The following is a 20,313-nucleotide window of genomic DNA, read 5'->3' on the forward strand; positions in this document are numbered from 1 at the left end:
CCAACAACGGACGGGCGGGTAACCGCCGCCTGTACCCATAAAAAAGAGAGAGGCTAACAACCGTGATCGACGCCCTGAACCATTTGCCGCGCCCCCGGGCCGGCGCCGACCAGCTCGCCGAGGCCTTCAGCGACCTCGCGCCACCGCTTACCGCCCGCCAGGCCGCCGTCGAGAGCGCCCGCTGCCTGTACTGCTTCGACGCACCATGCGTCAACGCATGCCCCAGCGAGATCGATATCCCATCGTTCATCCACCGCATCAGCGATGACAACCTGCAAGGCGCTGCCGAACGCATCCTTTCGGCCAACATTCTGGGTGGCAGCTGCGCCCGGGTGTGCCCCACCGAGATTCTCTGCCAGCAAGCCTGCGTGCGTAACAACGCCCAGGAGTGCGCGCCGGTGCTGATCGGCCAGTTGCAGCGCTACGCCATCGACAACGCAGGCTTTACCCAACACCCATTCCAGCGCTCCCCGGCCACCGGCAAGCGCATTGCCGTGGTGGGTGCCGGCCCTGCCGGGTTGTCCTGTGCGCACCGGCTGGCCATGCACGGCCACGAGGTGGTGGTGTTCGAGGCGCAGGAGAAGCCAGGCGGCCTGAATGAATACGGCATCGCCCGCTACAAGCTGGTGGACGACTACGCCCAGCGTGAAGTGGAGTTTCTGCTGGGCATTGGCGGCATCGAAATACGCTACGCGCAGCGCCTGGGCGCCAACCTCACCCTGACCGAACTGCATCAGCAATACCATGCCGTGTTCCTCGGTCTGGGCCTGAACGCCGTGCGCCAACTGGGCCTGCCCGACGAAGATGCCCCGGGCTTGCTGGCGGCCACCGACTATATCCGTGAGTTGCGCCAGGCCGACGACCTCAGCCGCGTGCCGCTCGCCGACCGTTGCCTGGTGCTGGGCGCCGGCAATACCGCCATCGACATGGCCGTACAGATGAGCCGCCTTGGCGCCCGTGATGTGAATGTGGTGTACCGCCGTGGCATTGCCGAAATGGGCGCCACCGCCCACGAGCAGGATATCGCCAAGCATGACCAGGTGCGGCTGCACACCTGGGCGCGTCCAGACGCCGTGCTGCTGGATGACCAGGGCCGCGTGCGCGGTATGCGCTTTGCCCGCACGCAGCCGGTGGCGGGGGTTCTACACGACACCGGGGAAACCTTCGAGCTGGCGGCCGACGCGATCTTCAAAGCCATCGGCCAACGCTTCGACGAGGCCAGCCTCAGCGACCCGCTGGCGGCGCAACTGGCCCGCGATGGCGAGCGTATCCGCGTGGATGCGCAACTGCGCACCAGCCTTGCCGGCGTGTACGCCGGTGGCGACTGCACGGCGCTCGGCCAGGACCTCACCGTGCAGGCGGTGCAGCACGGCAAGCTGGCCGCCGAGGCCATTCATGCCCAACTCATGCTCAACGTGGAGGCTGCATAAATGGCCGATCTGTCCATCGTGTTCGCCGGCATCAAGGCCCCGAACCCATTCTGGCTGGCCTCCGCGCCACCGACCGACAAGGCGTACAACGTGGTCCGCGCATTCGAAGCGGGCTGGGGCGGGGTGGTGTGGAAAACCCTGGGCGAGGACCCGGCGGCGGTCAACGTGTCGTCGCGCTATTCGGCGCATTACGGCGCCAACCGCGTGGTGCAGGGCATCAACAACATCGAGCTGATCACCGACCGCTCGCTGGAGATCAACCTGCGCGAAATCACCCAGGTGAAAAAGGACTGGCCCGACCGCGCGCTGATCGTGTCGCTGATGGTGCCGTGCGTGGAGGCGTCGTGGAAGTTCATCCTGCCGCTTGTGGAAGCCACCGGCGCTGACGGCATCGAGCTCAATTTCGGCTGCCCCCACGGCATGCCCGAGCGCGGCATGGGCGCTGCCGTTGGCCAGGTGCCGGAATACGTGGAGCAGGTCACCCGCTGGTGCAAGACCTATTGCTCGCTGCCGGTGATCGTCAAGCTGACGCCCAACATCACCGACATCCGCCAGTCAGCCCGCGCCGCCCATCGCGGCGGTGCCGATGCGGTGTCGCTGATCAACACCATCAACTCGATCACCAGCGTCGACCTGGACCGCATGGTGGCCCACCCCATCGTCGGCGACCAGAGCACCCATGGCGGCTACTGCGGGTCGGCGGTCAAGCCGATTGCCTTGAACATGGTGGCTGAAATCGCCCGCGACCCGCAAACCCGGGGCTTGCCGATTTGCGGCATCGGCGGCATCGGCAACTGGCGCGACGCTGCCGAATTCATCGCCCTGGGCAGCGGCGCCGTGCAGGTATGCACCGCGGCGATGCTGCATGGGTTCCGCATCGTCGAAGACATGAAAGACGGCCTGTCACGCTGGATGGACCAGCACGGCCACAGCAGCCTCGAAGCGTTCCGCGGCCTGGCCGTGGGGCACACCACTGACTGGAAATACCTGGACATCAACTACAAGTCGATCGCCCACATCGACCAGGACGCCTGCATTGGCTGCGGCCGTTGCCACATCGCCTGTGAAGACACCTCGCACCAGGCCATTGCCAGCACCGTCAAACCCGACGGCACGCACCTCTACAGCGTGATCGAAGAGGAGTGCGTGGGTTGCAACCTGTGCCAGATCACCTGCCCGGTAGAAAACTGCATCGACATGCAAGCCCAGGACACCGGCAAGCCTTACCTGAACTGGACCCAGGACCCAAGAAACCCCTATAGAGAGGCGAGTTGACAAGCCGAAGAGGAATCTACGGCTCTACGCATGCAGGGATTTCAGCGTGGCCTGTGGGCGATTCCAGGGGGGGGCGTACAAGCCTGTGCCGGCCTCATCGCAGGCTATCGCCAGCTCCCACAGTGGCCCCGCACAGCCACATTATCGAGGTCTGGCCCGGAGCCCTGTGAGAGATTCTATGGTTCTGTACAACCCTGTCCTGGCCTAATCGCAGGCTGTCGCGAAGCCAGGTCAGGCCTCGATAGTGTGGCTGTGCGCAGTCTCTGTGGGAGCTGGCGCCAGCCTGCGATGAGGCCGGTACAGGCTTGCGCAAAACCATAGAATCTCCCTTGGTTTAGAACCCGCAAATGAGTACGTTGCCCGATCACCCCAGCCCTCAGCGAATTTCCAACACCCTCCCAGATCAGAATGCCTGCCGCGCTTTGCCAAGCCCAGGCGATTGGCCTAGTATCCCGCCATGGCCAGATGCTGCCAGCCGCTCGCGCCCCCAGGGTTCGGTGAAAGCATCGCCTCATCCCCGTCACTACACACCTCTATAGGTTGTCGAAGACTGGCAACGCGAGCACCTGCAGGCTTCGACCAATGGAGGCAACATGACGTCCATCGCCCAGGCCAAGCACATGGCCAAGCGCTTGCGTGCACACTACGCAACCCACAACCTCACCATCAGCCATAGCGCGGCACTGGAACAGGTGGCCGACCAGCTCGGCTACAAAGACTGGAACACCGCCGCCGCCGCGCTTGACGACACACCTGCCGTAACAGCCGTGAGCTTCGAGCGCTGCATCGCCATTCTGCGCATTTTCGATGAAGCCAAGGCGCGCGAGTTCTACTGCGATTTCCTGGGGTTCAGCGTTGAGTTCGAGCACCGGTTTGCGCCGGACCTGCCGCTGTACCTCGGTGTCGAGCGGGCCGGGTTGAAGGTGCATCTGTCCGAGCACCACGGCGATGCCAGCCCCGGCACCACGCTGTTTGTCCCGACCCTCAATATCCACGCGCTGCGCGATGAACTGCAGGCCAAGCGCTATGGCTATGGCCGCCCGGAGCTGGTGGAGCAGGGGTGGGGGCAAGTGCTTGAGGTGCATGATCCGTTTGGGAACCGGATACGGTTTTGTGAGGGGTGAGTCGCGATGGGCTGTATGCCTGGCTACCGCGTCTGGACTAAGGTTTCGCATGGCTAGACGCGCTGCTTATCGGCCTTCTTTCGACGAGGGCCGCGGCGCGTTAGGGCTGCATTGATATCAATCTCGTTGTTGCCCTCCGGCGCCGCCTCGAATGCTTCAGGCGGTGCCGGGGCGGCTTTTATATTGAACATCCGGCAGATTGCGTACCAGAAGACCGCGACCGATAGGTTGTAAGGAAACAGCACGGCCCACATCGGCAATAGCCAGAGTTTCTTGCCTTGCATTTCACCGGGCTCGCCGGTCCTCCAGGGTGCGTAATGCCGCCAGGCCTGGGCTGGAGTCAGGCAAATGGCGTTGAGAGGAACGTGCCACCAATTCGGCTCGCCGGGCGCCGGCAGTTGGTCAGGGCCGTGCGCCATGAATTGGCGAAGGTACTCCCAGACTTCAGCAACATAAGTGATGGAGGGGTCGCTGGGTTCGTTACTGTCTACCCATAGGCAGTCTTTTTTGTGCAGTGTGCCGTCCGGTCTAGGCACAGCAAGTGCGAGAGCATGGCTAGTGGTGTAGGAGCCATTAATGATTTCGGTAATCTTATAAACGCCGCCCACTGTTTGGCTCCATTCGAGTGTCGTCAGCTTGCCCCTGTACGTGTAGTGGATTTTTTGGGTCAATCTATTGAAATAGAAGTTGGACAGGGCTTTTATAAGCCAAATCCGATAGATTAGGAACGGCACGAAGAGTAAAGGCCCCAGGATTTTTGCTGCAAGCAAGAAAGAGCTGAAAGGAGGGGTGTTCCATGGCTGGTTAACGAATAAGGGAGGGTAAAAAGTTATAATTATAAATAGAATGCTTGCCGTGTATATTTTTCCCATAAAAACAGAGTCTGGTATCCATGGGTTTCGCAGTGTTAGCGTTCCATAAGATTGCTTCTCAAACTGTCCACAAATGGCGGGTCGGTTTGAAGATTGAGTCAGGGGGGCAAAGATCCAAGTTATTGACATTACTGTGGCTCCAGTTGGAACGTTGATAGTATTACGATGCTTTCGTCGATGCCTTGATTTGGGCGGTATGTAATTTCAACGTTCGCATAGTGTCGACTTCGGGTCTCGCTGTTGATGTAGATGATTAGGCCTGACTCTACGATGTAACACGCCGGTTCAATGCGGAGGATGGATTGTTTTTGGTCAGAACTCATGCGGACGAGATTCGCTGACCATGAACTGATTCCGACTATGAAATTGGGTAATAGCGTAGTGAATTTAAATGCCAAAATATTGTTTGGTGTCTTATCCACAAGATTGCTCCATCGTTGAAGCTCGGCGTGTTGTGCATTGTTGTAGTCCTTGTTAGCTTGTTCGACTACGCCTAATGCCAATGCTTGTTTAGTCGTGAGGAGCTGTGGTCGATAATGCTCAACGTACCAGGCTTCAATCTCATTACGCAACGTCGCAAACTTTGGCAACCTTTTATGCGCGTCCAGTATGATCCCATTTCGTATTTCACCATCATTCAATCGATTGCCGAAAATAGACCGCGCTGCCCATAATTCGATAGGTGAATGGATGCGTTCAGCTGACTTTGCATGGAGGGATAAACTTACAGCAATGATGGCTATGCCGGTGAGTATTAGTGCAGCGACAAACCAGCCCGTAACTGGCACGCCGGCAATAGTTGAGGCTATTCTCAGTCCCGCCGCAAGGGTTATAAAAGAGCCGGCGCTCATTGTAATTCCTGCCGCGGTCGTGTAATCGGCAGCGATTGTGTCTCCGTTCGCTTCTTGACGGTCCGCTTTAGCGAAGTCTGATCTCAAGCCTAAAAGAATTGAAGGGTAGGCGAATGCTCGCACAAATAGTTTTGAATTCAACGCCTTGATAATTCCGCTACCAAAAGCCACCCCCGGCACTGTTGGCCTCAGTTTCAACATTACAGCTGTATGCAGCGACCGAGTGCCGACTAACGCCGCTGCCGCCGCGCCAATCACTCCAAATATGGAAGCCGCAAAGCCCGCTGTATATTCCGGCGCATCACTCTTCTGTAGATTGTGATAAGCCACTTTCAACGAAATTATGTTGAACCATAATATCGCTATATTGGCGCCGGTACCGACGCCAGTACGTAGCATCCCAAGTGCAGTCGGCGCAGCGTGCAATCGAGTAGTCAACTCCAGAGCTATCGTCCGCGTGCCTTTGATGCTCAGCTCTCTGGTTTCAACAACACTCGCCATCCCTCGATCAAGGAAGCCTCTGACCTCCCGGCTGAACGGATCAATGCGAATGCTCTGGTTGGTAACGCTGTATCGGGCGGCCAACAACCCCAGCGCTTTTTGCGCATTGGCTTCACTTGCAGCCATCAGCACCTGCTGTTTCAGACCGTGACTCGCATTCCAACGTGTCTTCCCACGCAGCCGTTTGAGCACCACGGTAAACACTGTCTGCGCAGTAAAATCAGTGATTCCGACAATGGGTGGGAAGCGCGGCGCCAACTGTTCAATGACCTCATCCCCCGCACCCAGCAAGCTACCGACCGCATCCGCCTTGTCCTTGAACGGGTTGAACGGCGCCAAGGCGGTGTACAGCGGGCTGTCGTGCTGGTCCAGCCAGCGCTCCAGGCGCTTGAAGCGCAGGTCATCCGCCTCGGTGCCGGGGGTGGGCTGGCTCATTGGCTGAATCAGCAGTGCAAGGGATATCTCCAGGCCGCGCGCGGAGGTGATGTCGTCGCGGTCGTAGCTGGCCAGCGCTGCCGCGAGGCTGTACGGGTCATCGATCTGCGCAGGCTCCGCGCTGGCCAGCCAGATGTCGTGGTCGTCGCTGGCCTGCGAGGCACGTTCGCGCAAGGCGACGATGCGCTTTTCGAGCGCCTCGCGCTCAGTGAGAAATTGCAGGTACTTGTCGGTGTCCAGGCGCTGCCCGAGGCGGGCACCGTTGGGCGAGTAGTCTTTATGAGTGAACGCGCGAAACCTGGCTTGCGCCGCGCTGGGCGCAGGGCCGCGATGTTCAAGCCGATAGCCCACTGCCTCCGGCGGGGGACCGTTGGCTGGCCACATGCTCTCCAACGTTCTGTCGAGCAAAATGGCCGTCAGGTTGCGGTGATGGAAGTCGCGGCTTTTGTGGCTCATGCGCTCGGTGTCCAGCCGGTAGCACAGCGGCGTCTGCTCTTGTTCGGCATCCGGGGCCGATGCCTGCGGTTGCAACTGCTCGCTCGGGATCAGGTCGTTCAACTGATGCTGGTAAGCCGCGACCGACAGGCTCAGGTCCAGCGCCAAGCCTTCGGTATCGGCCAGCGCGACTACCACCGGGACTTTGGGGTGGGCGCCCGGGTAGTCCCTGGCCATGGCGATCAGCCTGCCGGTTGGCAGCCTTTCACTGACCGGGTGGCTGCTCCAGTCGAGGAACATGCGCCGGCCTTGGAGTTTGTAGTCTTCGACCCAGTCTTGCAGCGCGCTGACCGGCAGCACATGGGGTTGGCTTGAGGGCAATTGATTGCCAGCCAGCAACTCGGTCATGTCCAGCTGGCGCATATGCCGTTTGCGCTCATTGGCAGAACCGGTAATACGCGCCGTCACCGCATTGGTCCAAAGGTGCGGGCTATAGCCGATCCACACCTCCTTGGCGCTGGCCTGGCAGACGTCTGCCCACACCCAGCCCATGCTCTGGCCGGACAGATAGCGGTCGCGCTGGTTGTAGCGGTCCAGGCCTTGGTAGCGCAGTTCTTTGTACAGCCCTTGGCCGTCGTATTCATGGATGACCAGCTTCTGGCCCGAGTCGCCTTTCATGAACACGTAGATGTAGCCGGGGCGCAGCGCCCTTAGCGTGTAGGACGAATGCTGTAACGGGCTGAACCCTTGTTCCAGGTTGAAGCCCGAACTTGCATAGCGGCATGCAGGCATGGCGCCTGTGCGCGGCACGATGGCGTAGCGCACCGGCAACACAGGTACCCGCACGCTACAGGTGGGGGCAGCGATGGCGCTGCCGGGAGAGGTATCAGTCATGCAGTGATTCCTTGCGGCGCAGCAGCATCTGCAGTTCGTACAGGCGAGCCTGGGGCGGCTCTTGAAGGTCGGTGTAGATATCGACGGCGCGGTCGTCGCTCAGCAGCCACATGTGACGGGCTACCAGGCGGATGAACTGCCCGATGACTTCCTCACTGCGGAAGTTGAGCGCTTGCAGTTGCACGTGAAGGGTTTCGATCCATGTGCGCAGGTCGGCCAGGTTGTGGGTGTTGTGGTGTGGCATGGCCAAAACCTCATGGGCCAGGCTCAGCACGAAATGCTCGTGCAGGCCTTTGTTCAAACTGTCCAGTTCGCTGGGGCCAAGCGCCAAGGGTGCATCTGCGTACGAGCGTGCTTCGCTCGGGCTTTGCCGCAGGGTCTTCCACGCGTACGCAGGCCCCCAATTGACCCGCCACGCAAGGTGGCTTACCGGCCCAAGCCAGGTTGCGCGCTGGTCGTCGTCCAGCGCCTGCAGCCAGGCGGCAAGGTGGTCTGGCTTGATGTGATAAGTCGCGCTGCTTTGGTCGGGCAGGGTGATGGGCATCAGGCTGGTGAAATGCTCTGCAAGTGCTGCCAGGCTCACATTGGCGTCCAGCGCGACAGCGGCGCCGATTGGCATCCAAGTGGCGATTGCGTAGGCCAGCAGCTCCGGTGCTTGGGCAACGTCTACCAGCAGCGGGCCGAATTGGTATTGGTCGTCCAGTGTGCTGCGCTTCCATAGCCAGGCATGCCGGGTGTTGCGGCTTATTGGGTTGATCAGCTCCAGTACGGATGGGGCATAAGCTGGCACCGGCTCGCCTTCCTGGGGGATGGGGCGCAAGGCCCAGTGCTCAATTTCGATAGTCATCAGCAATAGAAAGCGGCACTGCTCGGCGAACCCGTGCTCAATGCCCGGCTGGTAGGTTGCCGCACTCATTGGCTGGGCCCTGCCATGCAGCGGCAATCTGCGAGGGCGCAACTGCCGTCGGGCTGCCGACCGCACTGGCGTTGCAGGGGTTTTGCGGCGCCTGGGGCGCTGGGCATGGGCAGTGGGTTGCTGCCGGCCGCGGCCGTGACCAGCAGCTCGCCGTTGATACGGACCAACAGCCCCTCCAGGGTGATGCCGGTCTCATCGATCCGGATCGAGCCGCCTGGGCCTTGGATCGTCACCGTTTGCGCCGCGCGAAGCTCATAGCGTTGTGTGCGCCTGCCGATGAGCGCGCCGGCTTCGAGTTCCGCTCGGCCCTGAACCTGCTGCTCCAGGTTCGCGCCGATGCTGATGTGGTAATCCGCGGCGATGGTTTCCTGCCGGTTATTGCCAGTAACGAGCACATGGTCGTTGGCGATGTTGACGGTGCGGTTTCGGCCAACCTCAAGGCGTGCGTCCTGGCCTACAGACACGTGCACATCGTTACCCACTTTGTCTGAGCGGTTACGGCCAATATTGCGCGCTTCATCCTGGCCGATTTGCTCGTTGCGATTTCGGCCAATGCTGGAGGTCTGGTCGTGCCTGACTTGCGTGTTGTGGTCTTTCTGGGCATGGACGAATACTTCTTCGCGCCCCAGCTCATCTTCGAAACGCAATTCATTGAAGCCCTCGCCCTTGTGGGTCTGGCTCTTGATGGTCATGCGGGTCTTGTGTTCAGGCAGGTCATAGGGTGGTAGCTGGTTGGCGCAGTAGGTGCGGCCCGTGATCACCGGCTGGTCGGGGTCGGCATTGAGAAACTGCACGATCACTTCCTGGCCGATCCTTGGGATTGCCATCGAGCCCCAGCTGCCACCGGCCCAACCCTGCGAAACGCGTACCCAGCAAGAACTGAACGCATCGTCGCGGCTTTCCCGGTCCCACGGGAAGCTCACCTTTACCCGGCCCCACTCATCGCAGTAGATCTCTTCGCCCGGTGGCCCGACCACAGTCGCCATCTGCGGGCCGTCGATATGCGGCTTGGGCAGCGGGGCAGGGCGCCATTCGGCCATGCCGGGCACCAATACCGCGCTTTGCTGATAATGCGAGCCGCGCTCGGCGCCAGCGGCTTCCTCGGCCAGGCATGCGTATTGGCTGCCCTCGTGGGTAACGCTGATCGCCCGCCAGTGCGTATTCAGGCTCTGGCGAGGATGCCCGGTCAGATTGAAACCAAGCCCTGGCTGCACGCGCACATCGTCGCCTTCAACGCAGGCTGTGCGCGCGTCGTGCTGCAGGGCTGCGGCGCGGGTGTTGACGAAGGCTTTGCCAACCACGTCGCGGTTGTAGCGGCCGGGGTAGTCGAAACGCTCATATTCGTTTCGGTGCCATTGGCTCAGGTGTGGCACGCCGACATGCTCTTGACGGTAAGCCGGCCTGAGGAAGGTGTAGTCGCGTTGCACTTGGCGTGTGCTGCGCACCTGCTCGCTGTAGTTCAGGCGCCGAAGGCAGGGCACATTTGACGTGCCATCGGGTATAGCGAGATAGAGCACGTCGTACGCGGTGTTTTGCTCCCGCTCCGCGTCAGTTTCTTCGGCTTTGATCGTACCCATCGATAACAGGCGGTCGGTAATCAGCAGCTTGTGGTGGCTAGGGGTGTGCTCGAAGCGGTAGACGAAGCCCTCTTCGGCTGCGAGGCGGGTGATGAAAGCCAGATCGGTTTCGCCGGCTTGTACGCAAAACTCGCGGGGCTGATGAGCAACGCTTGTGGTGAGTTCGAATTGGGTTATGCCTTGGCGCTTGAGCATCAACTCAAGAATTTGCGGGACGCTTTTGTGCTGGAAAATACGCCAGTTGGAACGCAGGCTAGCCCGGGCCAGTTGCGGTTCGACCCGCGCGTGGTAATAGGTACGGGCCAAGCCACTTTCAGCTTGGCTGAAGCGGCTGACCAAACCGTGCACATAACGCGTAGGCCGGTCGTTGTGGAGGATGGTAAAGAGTACGGGCTGGTCGAGCAGGTCGCTAAAGCCAATATCGTCTTCGTGACTGGCTAATTGAACTTGCAACTCGAAGACCTGGCTCAGCCCTTCATTGAGGCTGAATGCAATGACGTCAAACTGGGCGCCGCCCCGTAACGCGCTGAAGGTATAACGCAGGTGAGAATGTTCAGGCATGTGCAGCCTTTGTTAAACGTTGAGTTCATGCTGCGCGGGCAGCCGCACTGCCCGGAGCAATGAAGGGGCTGCGGATCAATCTTTTCTAGGCTTATTCCATGCGTGCGTTCCTTCCGTGGACGCAATGACATGGCGTTCATTGATTTTGTGGTAGGAGAACCAAAGCTCCATCTCTTGAGTTGCCGGTGTGGGGTCGTTATTTTGTACGTAAGGCTGAATCGTTTTCATTCTGACGAGGTAGGCGCCGGTCAGTGTCGTTTCGTAATAAAGTTGCTTGCCCTGGTCGGAGGTAAAGCGGTAGTGCTCGATAGAGACTTGCTCAAAGCGTGTCAGTTTGGATATTTCTTCCAGCAACAAAGGCTTGCAGCGATTTACCGCACAGATGATCTTGTAGGGGTTGAACAGGCATGCCCCGACGGGTTCGCCGCTCTGGGGGTTAGTATTGGTCAAGATTTCATGTTCGATTCTGAATATTCGGATCTTGTCCTTGTGCTCTTCTTGATACGCATTGCCCATGGAGGCTTCATCACTCGCGTTCTCGGTGAGGTTTTTTCCATCGGATGTAATAATCGTCATGTAGGCAGGTACATTCATCTGTGTGGCTCCATTTTGATGTGGTTTTCTCTGGCAATGGTGTCTGCTCATTGCCAGCGTAGAGGGCGGCGGTCAAGCGGCCTGCAATGCTCATTGTTGAAGTGTTAGATGTGCAATAAGTTTTCTAGTGACTGCAAAACTTCGGCGGTAATGAGTTGCAGGCGGTAGCTGTAAATGCTGTACGCCACTCCCATTACCCCCACACTTAGGGGCAGCGGGCTCCACCACGGCCACTTTCGCGCCATGCGAAAGTTGCGTTTAGCAACATGGGCCAGCGGTGTGCAAACTTCTACCGGCACCGGCCCGCGCAACTCACGAATCACGCTGTACACTTTCCTGATTAACGCATTCAGCGCTTCATCCCCCCTCGGCGCGATGGCGTACTTGCCTTTAAGGCCAAGGCACAGGCACAGGTGCATGAACTCAAGGACGTCCTGATAACGCTCGGGCTCGTGCATCAAGCGCGACAGCACGGTAAAAAACTTTTCTCCTCCCCAGGTTTCATGGTGAAAGATGCTCAGTAGTGGCTCATGGCTCCAGCGGCAGTTTCTGCCCCACGGCCTGTCCATGACCGCTTCATCGATGAACAGGCACAGCGCATACGAATAGGCCAACAACAGGGCGGGTTCATAGCTGTGCTGGCGCATTTCTTCGAGCACGGTGTCGATCTGGTTGCGCACCTGCCTGTGCACCTCGTCGATGTGGGGCAATTCATCCAGTGTGCGCAGGCGTATCACCAGGCCGAACAGCGGCATGGCGGCGTCGACCAGCGGGTTGGCATAGCCGCCGCGAAGCTGGAACTCCGGGTCCGCGGGGTACTGCTCGTGCTCCTCGCATTGGGTTTTGATGGGTGTTTGCGGGCGCGTGCGCAGCCCCGTCAGTTGCCCTGCGTCAGGGTGGGCAGGATCCATGTCATTGCCCCCTGACAGCCCAGAACTGCAGTTCCAGCCCCGGGAATTCGCCTGCTATGTGCAAGCCGAAGCCGTTGGCGTCTTGCATGGCCTGCCACCCAGGGCTGCGCCGGTCCAGTTCGAAATAGCTGAAGCCTGCATGAAAAGGCAGTTCCCGAGGCGCTACTGGCATGGGCACCAGCGTTATGCCAGGCAGTTGTAGCGGTACCAGTTCGTTCAACGCCTCCAGCGAGGTGACCTTGGCCTTCTGGATGAGCTGCTGCTGCAAGGCCTGGGCAGGCAGGTTGCTGCGCACGGCCAGTATGAAGTCGGCGTCTTCGAGCAGGCGTCGGTCTTCCAGCAACGCGGTCATCACGCCGAAATCCAGGTGGCTGAGCGGGATGGAAACCGCCCGAGGCTGCAACACGGTGCTCAAGGCGCGACGCAGAGTGACCTGCAACGGCCTGAAGGACGCATGTGGCGCGATGTGATGATAGGCGGGGTAATCGTCCGGCAGCCGGCTTGGCTCGGTGAAGGTGACCAACTCGCCGCATGCCTGGCTCATGCTCAGGTAGAGCTGTTCGGGGTGGGTATGTGCCTGGCGAGCCATGTGCTGAAACCCGGGCCACCAGCGGTTTAACGCTTGCAGCAGGTTGAAGTCGCGGATGTCTGCGATCCCCGACTGGCCGGCCGAGCCCAGGCGTGCTGCAAGGTTCTGTGCTCGTTCGCGCAAGGTGTGGGTGATTTCTTCAACAAACCTTTGCAGCGCGGGTACGGCGCGCACGGATACGCTGGTGGGGTAGAACGTCTCGTCCAGTTGCAGGCTGCCGTCGGGGCGGATTTGCTGGACCCGTGCCAGTGACAAGCAGGTGTAGGCGCCGGTGTTGTCGGCCTTGCGTTTGAGCTGCAGGTTAGGGGCTGCGACGTCTATGTGAACCAAGTCACCGTCGGTGCTATGGGTGTCCTTGGTTTCGTGCGTCTGGGCCAAGTAGCGATAATTGTCTGCACTTTCTGGCCAGCTCACCTCGCGCCCACCTGCGCTGCGCAAGGGCAGGCACAGGTAGACGTCGTTGTCGCCTGCGCCTGTGTTGTCGATCTGCAGCGGTGGTGGCGCGGGTAGATCCGCCGGAATGTCGAACACCGTGCCGTCCGGCATGATGCCCCGCGCTTTGGTGATGGCGATTTTGCCAAGGCTCAGGTATTCGTCGTTCAGTTGCAGTTCGCTGAAGCCGTAGAAGCTTGCATGCAGGCTTTCTATGCGCTGATGGATCGCCGCCTCGCTGGCTCGCGCTGCTTGCTGGAAATGTTGCGGCTTGACGAACAGCCCTTCGGGCCACAGAACCGGGTTGCGTGAACTCATGGGCGTTTTACCTTGGGTGCGAAAGCGTAAAAATGCAGGCAGTTGGTAGTTGGCATCAGTCTTCTTCCCTGAGCAGCAGTTGCCCTTCGTTGAGCAGCACAGACAATGCTATTTGCCGGCCGCGCGGCGGTATGCGCAGCACCTGCTGCCAGGTAGCGTCTTGCTGGTTTCGGTAGTCGCCGACCACTGCCACGAAGCGGGTGTCGGCATGAAGGGCGACGAAGGGGACGAACTTGAACTGGCCGGGGCGCAGCAGGTAGTCGTCGTGGCTTATGTAAGTGCTACGCAAGGCCTTGGCGGGGTTGTTGTCCAGCGACTGGTAAAGGCTGTTGCGCAGCAGCGAGTCGTCCCGTAGCTGCAGGATCTTGATGGCAATCGGCGCAGCGGCCTGCACCAGGTTTGCTGTGGTGGGGCGGGGTAGCGTAAGCAGCACTGCCGGGTCTTCGTAGCGGCCTGGCGTGCTTTCCTCCAAAGGCGAGCGCGGCAAATCCTCCTCGCCCTCTGTATCCGGGGGCACTGGCGACATGGCTGGGAATTGCTCGTGCATGAACGTCACCAGCGTGGTGAGTTTGTCGGTGAGCGCATAGGGGTCGCCGGCGCTGAGGGTTACTGCGTAAGGGCTCGGCTCCAGCGTCGATGGCTGTCCAGTCATGACATCGAGCTCATCGGGGGCGGCATAGAGCGCAGGGCTGGCGTTGATGCTGAAGGCAATCTGCGTCGGGTGGTCCGGCGGTGCGCCAATCGGCAGCGACGGGTCGAGCAACACTTGAGCCATACGGCTTACAGGTGTGCAGGCCGCCAGGCCTATGGCGGCCAGTAGCATTGCAGTGGCAGCGCATGCAGGGCGCGTCATCGGGCTTCCCTCGCCGCTTGGGTCTGCTGTGCCCCGTTTCCCAATGCAGCCAACGGGTCGGTTTCGATGCGCTGCGCGAAGACTTTGCAGATGTCCACTGCCTGCAGCGGGCGGCTTGGCGCTGCCGGTTCGGCAGGCACAAAACCGTCAGCGAGTAACGCATCCAGTACCGGCGGCCAGGCAGCAAAGCAGTCTTTCAGCGCGCCGCCCTGGGCATGCTCGCCAGGGAATCGAACCTGTACCAGGTAAGGGCCGATGCGCATGACATCGCCGTCGCGCAAGCTACGTGGCGAACGCTCCCCCACGCACAGCGGTTCTTCGTTCAAGTAAGTGCGGTTGCAGCGGTCAATGATGCAGAACCGGCCTTCGAGCCAGCGAATCTCGCAATGTACCGGGGCAACAAGGCCTGCGCTGTCGCTCAGTAACCAGTGCGCGCCTTCGCTGCCGATGGTGCCGCCGCGCCTGTCGAAGCGATGCCGGGCGATCACGCCGTGCTGCAGTTGTTGGAGGTTGCAGATGCTCAAGGTCAGCGTGTTCATGCGCGCCCCCTGACTCGCACGACCGGGCCCGACTCGCCGTCGCTATTGGGAACGAAGCTGGTCCAGCCCAGATGTGCGCCGTGCTCACAATGCAGGCAAAACGGCGCCAGGGCGTTGCGCTTGAGGTGCAGCTCCAGGTCGTAGGCAAGGCCATCGCGCAGCAGAAAATCGATCAGCGCACGCACGCGGCTGAAGTTCACCCCGCTGGGCAGCAGATCGCGCAGTTGTGCGTGGTCGAGATCGCTGATCACCAAGGTGAATTTGCTGCTGCGGGTACGGGTGCGGCTGCCAACCATGAATGTGCTGCCAAGCACGCCGTTGGCGCGCCCCAGGCACAGCAGTTGTGCGGCGGCGGTGGGCACCTGGCGGGTATCGAATTCGCGAATTCGCACATGCTTGAGGTCGAAGCAGTGGCCAATGATGCCGGCTACGGTTCCAGGCGCCCGGCTGCGCCCGGCGATCACACCGGCAAAGCTTAATAACCGGCTCCAGGGCAGCGCGGTATCGCCGCGCAGCTGTTGATCGTTGAGGCCGATGAGGGCGAATACGTATTGCGAGAACTGGTCGTTGGCGCCCGCCTGGAAGCGGATGTAGTAGCGGTATTTGCGCCAGATCCGATGCAGCAGGCTGAGCAGGTAGTGGTTGAAGAAGTCCAAGAACGCCGGGCGTAGCCCGATGCCGTGAGCATGCTCGTAAGCAAGCTGTTCCAGGTAGTAAGTCGGCAGGGGCGAATCAGTGCCGTGCAGCCCCATGAAGGTCGTGCACACGCGGTAACGTTCTGGGCTGCCCGGCATGCGCGTTGCGGCACGCACATCAGCGGCAGGGAAGGTCAGGCGTGGATCACAGGCCAGACGTATCCGTTGCCGTGTAGCGGGGGCTGGCCAGCGCGGTTCGAGGTCGTCACCGTGCAGGCCGTGCAGGGTTTCCAGCAACGGATAGAAGTTGTACTGATGGGCGTCGGCGAGCAGCGTGCCGACTAAATCAGCGGCTGCTTGCCGGTCTGTAGTGGCCATGTGTAGTGCTCGTTGTTGGTGGTGTTGATCACTTCCAGCATGTGGAAGGAATTGATGCTCGCGTACAGGCCAAAGAATTGCGCCAGCACACAACTGAACAGATACAGGTCGCCCTCGCCGAGAAAGCCGCTTTCGGCCAGTTGCAGTTGCGTGCGCAAGCCGCGAATGGGCTGCCCTGCGATCAGCCAGTCAAGCGGTGCGGTGTTTACCGCGTCGATGGCATCGAGGCGTTTGCGTGTGGTGCGTGCATGCTGAATGTCGTGCAGCGCGGCAAAGTCATACGCGCGCAGTACCGCTTTAAGGGGTTCTGTGGAAAGCAGCGACAGGTAGTTGAGCGACAGATTCGACACCAGCGCCCACTGCAACTGGCCGTCCAGCACAGGCCGATAGGGGCGAGTAGGGGCGCGTAGATTGCGGTAGGTCACCAGCGGCGGGGTGGTTTCGGTCAGCACATCGATATCACCAATGCCCAGGGCCAGCGGCAGGTCGCGATTGGTGCAGGTGAGTTCGATGGAGGCTGTCTCCAGCTCGCCTATATAAGCGCTAGCGTCGGCGCGGACGAAGGCGATGTTGTGGGTGACGCCATCACCGTGCAGCGACTCTTCGACAAGGCATCGGTAATACAGCGCGGTCCGGCCTTGGGCATGTTCGATTTCGTGGGCGAAGGACTCGAATGGGCGGAAGATGCGCAAGCCTTGTTCGGCGGCGCCCGCGGTGCCCGCCCGGGCGCTGCTGACCTGGTCGACACTGAATATTTCATAGGCAAATGGCTGCCTGCCGCTGGGTGTCACCCGTGCGTGCGTGTGCAGGCCATTCAGGTCGATGGGGTCGGCACTGTGCTTGAACAGGTTCACCGCCGGTGTGCAGAACAGCGCAAAGTCTTCGCTGCGGACACGCATCAAGGCGGGCAGTGGGCGGCTGCAATGAAACTCAAGCAGCACCTGCTTGCAACTGGCCGCAGGCCAGACCTGGCTCAGCCCATTAACTTTGAAAAAGTGAAAACGCTGCGGGAAGACGAAGTATTCCTGCAGGACGCGATAGCCATCGAACACGTTCTGCGGGTATGGCAACAGCGCCTCTTCAGGTTTGAACCCCGCAAATCCGATGCAACTGGCCGGCAAGCGCTGCGCCTGGCCATCGATGGTCACACTGACGTGCTGCAGATACTGCGCAAGCCACAGGTACAGGGTGCGAGCGCTGCGGTCATCTCCACTGAGGTGAAACTCCAGCGCATCGCACCCCAGCGTATCCAGAGGCCGCTCGACCAAAGGCTCGAGGCTGATGCGCACCACCGTGTGGTCGCGGGTCTGAGTGGCGCTTGCAGCCTGGATCGCGAAGGGGTGCAACGCCACTTCGGTACAGCTGCGGTATTCGCAGGCAACTCCATCCACGGGGCGCGAAAACAGCCGGGCACCCTTGGCGATGCGCTGCGATTCGCTTAGCGCCTGCTTGAGCGGGGTGAACTGGATGATCGTGGCGCTCGGCAGCGGCCGCAGGTAGTTCGGCCACAACAGTTGCAGCATTGGGTGGGTGAGTTCAGGCAGGTCGTCTTCAAGCTTCAGCCGTAGTTTGGCGGTGAGAAAGGCAAAGGCTTCGATCAGCCGCTCCACGTCAGGGTCGCTGCTGCTCTGGCCCAAAAATCGGGCCAGTTGCGGGTTGTCCTGGGCGAAGTCTGCGCCGAGCTCGCGCAGGTAGCGCAGTTCTTCACCGAATCGGTCTTTCAACGACATGGCTTACCTCACCTGCGTGTAGCGGCTGTGGCCGTTGATCAGCAGTTCGAGCTGCAACTGCTCGGCGCGGTCGTTGACCTGCACGTGGCACTCCAGCACTACGTGCAGCTCGAGCGGGCAATCGGCATCAGCCACGGCCCTCAGTGCGCTGACACTGATGCGCGGTTCGAAGCGCTGCAGGGTCTGGCGGATGTCGCGGCTGACCTGCTCAAGCAACTCGCCGCCGCTGAGGTCGTGCCCATTGAAGTCGCGCAGCCCCAGCGTAGGGCTGCTCTGTGAGCAGCCTTGGCGGGTGTTTAGCAAGGTTTCCAGATGGCGCTTGATGGCGGCGAACTTGTGCGCGGCGTTTTCGCGGCGCGTCGCCTGTCGGCTCATCTGCGGCGCCGTCAGGCGCTCGAAGAGGCTGTTCATTGGGCGTCAAGACGCCCGACCAGCGAGATCTCGAAGTTGGCGCCCATGTACTTGAAGTGCGGGCGCACAGCCAGCGAAACCTGATACCAGCCAGGGTCACCGGGCACATCCGATACCTCGACCCTGGCCGCGCGCAGGGGCCGCCGGCTACGCACGTCGGTGGATGGGTTTTCCTGATCGGCGATGTACTGCCTGAGCCATTTGTTGAGTTCGGACTCAAGGTCGCCGCGCTCTTTCCAACTGCCGATCTGCTCGCGTTGCAGCACCTTGATGTAGTGCGCCAGCCGGTTGACGATGAACAGGTAAGGCAGTTGCGTGCCCAGCTTGTAGTTGGTTTGTGCCTGCAAACCCTCTGGGGTTTTCGGGAATACCTTGGGTTTCTGTACCGAGTTGGCCGAGAAGAACGCGGCGTTGTCGCTGTCCTTGCGCATGGTCAGGGCAATGAAGCCTTCCTCGGCCAGTTCGAATTCCTTACGGTCGGAAATCAGCACTTCGGTGGGGATTTTCGCCTGCAATTGCCCCAGTGCCTCGAACAGATGCACTGGCAAGTCTTCGACGGCGCCACCTGATTGTGGGCCAATGATGTTCGGGCACCAGCGGTAGCGGGCAAAACTGTCGTTGATGCAACTGGCGAGCAAAAAGGCGGCGTTGCCCCACAGGTAGTTGTCGTGGCGCCCGTCGATGTTCTCGTCGTAGTTGAAGGCGCGAATGGGCTGTTGCTGGTGGTGGTAGGCCGAACGCAGCATGAACCGTGGCCCCACCAGCGCGGTGTAGCGTGAATCTTCACTCTCGCGGAACGAGCGCCACTTGGCATGGCGTGGCCCTGCGAAGAGGTCCTTGACCTCCTTGAGGTTGGGCAACTCTTCGAAACTTGCGAGGTTGAAAAACTCAGGGGAGGGCGCAGTCAGAAATGGCGCATGCGCCATGGCCCCGACCGACGCCATGTAACTTAACAGTTTGATGTCGGGTGACGAGGGGCCAAAGGTATAGTTACCGAGCATGGCCGCAATCGGTTCGCCGCCAAATTGGCCATAACCTGCGGTGTAGACATGCTTGTAGATACCGCTGCAGGTAATGTCGGTCGCGTTCTCGAAGTCCTCCAGCAAATCATCTTTGCTGATATGCAGCACATCGAGTTTTATGTTCTCGCGAAAGTCAGTTCGGTCGACCAGAAGTTTAAGTCCACGCCAGGACGACTCCAATTGCTGAAAGGCAGGCTGATGCAAAATGGCGTCCATTTGTTTGCCCAGTACCCGGTCGACTTCCGTGATCATCTGGTCAACACGGTGCTTGTTGATCAGTTGTTCCGGTTTGTCGCTTTTAAGCAGTTCGGCGATAAACGCTGATACGCCGTTGCGAGCAACTTGGTAACCCTCGTCAGCTGGCATCAGACGTGTTTCGGCCATTATCTGGTCGAGCAGCGTGGTGGTGCCGAGGGTTTTGCTGTCCGCCTTGGGTATGAGTTGCGGCATCAGGAGGCTCCGTGGCTCGGATTGGGTTCGGGGTCATCAATGGCCAGCTCCAGTTCATGCGCCAATTGCTGGCGCGTGTGCTTGTCATTGAGCAGGTGCTGCAGTTGCTGGCGGAACGCGGGCAGGTTGCCCAGAGGGCCTTTGAGCGCCACAAGCGCCTCGCGCAGTTGCAACAGCTTGTTCAGTTCCGGCACCTGGCGGGCGATGTGCTCTGGGCCGAAGTCGTTGATCGAACGGAGCTGCAGGCTGATGGCAAGCTCGGCGTCGGCGGCAGGGTTCAGCAAGGATGGTACGGTCATGTCCAAGCGCACGCCTGAGTCATTCAGTACGTTGTCGAAACTGTGCTTGTCGATGCGCATTGCCGGCCGGTCTTCAAGTGCTCGGCAATCTTCCAGACCGAAGTCACCGATCACTAGCATCTTGTGGGGGAGTTCGACCTCTGCCGTTTCGTCGCCGGTGGCAGGCCGATATCTGATGTTGATGCGCTCTTTTGGCGCAACGGAACCCAAGGTTTTTATCACTGTTGTATTGCCCCGTCTGCATGTGGGATTGCTATCGATTAGACGGTATTTATCGTGGC

The 20,313-nt window shown here is 60.3% G+C and carries 17 protein-coding genes; 3 read left to right on the forward strand and 14 right to left on the reverse strand.

Translation table 11 applies throughout. The annotated features are described in order from the left end of the window. The first annotated feature begins 62 nt into the window (after nucleotides 1-62). From HU719_RS21200 to HU719_RS21210, 3 genes are all read left to right on the forward strand, one after another. Nucleotides 63-1,430: an NAD(P)-dependent oxidoreductase gene (locus tag HU719_RS21200; protein ID WP_186534468.1), complete on the forward strand. Its 1,368-nt coding sequence runs from the start codon at nucleotides 63-65 to the stop codon at nucleotides 1,428-1,430. Beyond that, nucleotides 1,431-2,705 (forward strand): NAD-dependent dihydropyrimidine dehydrogenase subunit PreA, encoded by a 1,275-nt coding sequence (gene preA / locus HU719_RS21205; protein WP_186534469.1) that lies wholly within the window; start codon nucleotides 1,431-1,433, stop codon nucleotides 2,703-2,705. Nucleotides 2,706-3,298: 593 nt separating this feature from the next. Beyond that, on the forward strand, nucleotides 3,299-3,829 hold the full coding sequence (locus HU719_RS21210; RefSeq protein WP_186534470.1) for a glyoxalase superfamily protein: 531 nt from the start codon (nucleotides 3,299-3,301) through the stop codon (nucleotides 3,827-3,829). Nucleotides 3,830-3,882: 53 nt separating this feature from the next. On the opposite strand, the gene HU719_RS21215 is transcribed toward HU719_RS21210, so the two are convergent. The 14 genes from HU719_RS21215 to tssB form a co-directional block, all read right to left on the reverse strand. Continuing rightward, nucleotides 3,883-4,830: a hypothetical protein gene (locus tag HU719_RS21215; RefSeq protein WP_225917354.1), complete on the reverse strand. Its 948-nt coding sequence runs from the start codon at nucleotides 4,828-4,830 to the stop codon at nucleotides 3,883-3,885. Beyond that, complete coding sequence (locus HU719_RS21220) at nucleotides 4,830-7,817, reverse strand: T6SS effector BTH_I2691 family protein (protein WP_186534471.1); 2,988 nt, start codon at nucleotides 7,815-7,817, stop codon at nucleotides 4,830-4,832. Before HU719_RS21220 ends, HU719_RS21215 begins: the two co-directional genes overlap by 1 nt. Further along, complete coding sequence (locus HU719_RS21225) at nucleotides 7,810-8,733, reverse strand: DUF4123 domain-containing protein (protein ID WP_225917356.1); 924 nt, start codon at nucleotides 8,731-8,733, stop codon at nucleotides 7,810-7,812. Before HU719_RS21225 ends, HU719_RS21220 begins: the two co-directional genes overlap by 8 nt. After that, entirely contained in the window at nucleotides 8,730-10,871 is a 2,142-nt protein-coding gene (locus HU719_RS21230) for a type VI secretion system Vgr family protein (RefSeq protein WP_186534472.1), read from the reverse strand. Before HU719_RS21230 ends, HU719_RS21225 begins: the two co-directional genes overlap by 4 nt. Nucleotides 10,872-10,946: 75 nt before the next feature. Continuing rightward, nucleotides 10,947-11,465 (reverse strand): type VI secretion system tube protein TssD, encoded by a 519-nt coding sequence (gene tssD, locus HU719_RS21235; RefSeq protein WP_186534473.1) that lies wholly within the window; start codon nucleotides 11,463-11,465, stop codon nucleotides 10,947-10,949. A 104-nt stretch (nucleotides 11,466-11,569) separates the two neighbouring features. After that, entirely contained in the window at nucleotides 11,570-12,376 is an 807-nt protein-coding gene (icmH, locus tag HU719_RS21240; protein ID WP_186534474.1) for a type IVB secretion system protein IcmH/DotU, read from the reverse strand. A 1-nt stretch (nucleotide 12,377) separates the two neighbouring features. Continuing rightward, nucleotides 12,378-13,715, reverse strand: coding sequence for a type VI secretion system baseplate subunit TssK (tssK, locus tag HU719_RS21245; protein WP_186534475.1), 1,338 nt, complete (start codon nucleotides 13,713-13,715; stop codon nucleotides 12,378-12,380). 55 nt (nucleotides 13,716-13,770) lie between these two features. Next, nucleotides 13,771-14,568: a type VI secretion system lipoprotein TssJ gene (tssJ, locus tag HU719_RS21250; RefSeq protein ID WP_186534476.1), complete on the reverse strand. Its 798-nt coding sequence runs from the start codon at nucleotides 14,566-14,568 to the stop codon at nucleotides 13,771-13,773. Then, complete coding sequence (locus tag HU719_RS21255) at nucleotides 14,565-15,107, reverse strand: FHA domain-containing protein (RefSeq protein WP_186534477.1); 543 nt, start codon at nucleotides 15,105-15,107, stop codon at nucleotides 14,565-14,567. Before HU719_RS21255 ends, tssJ begins: the two co-directional genes overlap by 4 nt. Then, nucleotides 15,104-16,120 (reverse strand): type VI secretion system baseplate subunit TssG, encoded by a 1,017-nt coding sequence (tssG, locus tag HU719_RS21260; protein WP_186534478.1) that lies wholly within the window; start codon nucleotides 16,118-16,120, stop codon nucleotides 15,104-15,106. Before tssG ends, HU719_RS21255 begins: the two co-directional genes overlap by 4 nt. Then, nucleotides 16,084-17,850 (reverse strand): type VI secretion system baseplate subunit TssF, encoded by a 1,767-nt coding sequence (gene tssF, locus HU719_RS21265; RefSeq protein ID WP_186534479.1) that lies wholly within the window; start codon nucleotides 17,848-17,850, stop codon nucleotides 16,084-16,086. Before tssF ends, tssG begins: the two co-directional genes overlap by 37 nt. A gap of 3 nt (nucleotides 17,851-17,853) precedes the next feature. Beyond that, on the reverse strand, nucleotides 17,854-18,261 hold the full coding sequence (gene tssE, locus HU719_RS21270) for a type VI secretion system baseplate subunit TssE (RefSeq protein WP_186516662.1): 408 nt from the start codon (nucleotides 18,259-18,261) through the stop codon (nucleotides 17,854-17,856). Continuing rightward, on the reverse strand, nucleotides 18,258-19,733 hold the full coding sequence (gene tssC / locus HU719_RS21275; RefSeq protein ID WP_186516661.1) for a type VI secretion system contractile sheath large subunit: 1,476 nt from the start codon (nucleotides 19,731-19,733) through the stop codon (nucleotides 18,258-18,260). Before tssC ends, tssE begins: the two co-directional genes overlap by 4 nt. Further along, a complete protein-coding gene (gene tssB, locus HU719_RS21280; protein WP_186516660.1) occupies nucleotides 19,733-20,254 on the reverse strand; it encodes a type VI secretion system contractile sheath small subunit in 522 nt (173 codons plus the stop codon). The genes tssC and tssB overlap by 1 nt, the downstream gene beginning before the upstream one ends. Between the last annotated feature and the right edge of the window lie 59 nt (nucleotides 20,255-20,313).

The organism is Pseudomonas farsensis, assembly GCF_014268805.2.
Classification (GTDB): domain Bacteria; phylum Pseudomonadota; class Gammaproteobacteria; order Pseudomonadales; family Pseudomonadaceae; genus Aquipseudomonas; species Aquipseudomonas farsensis.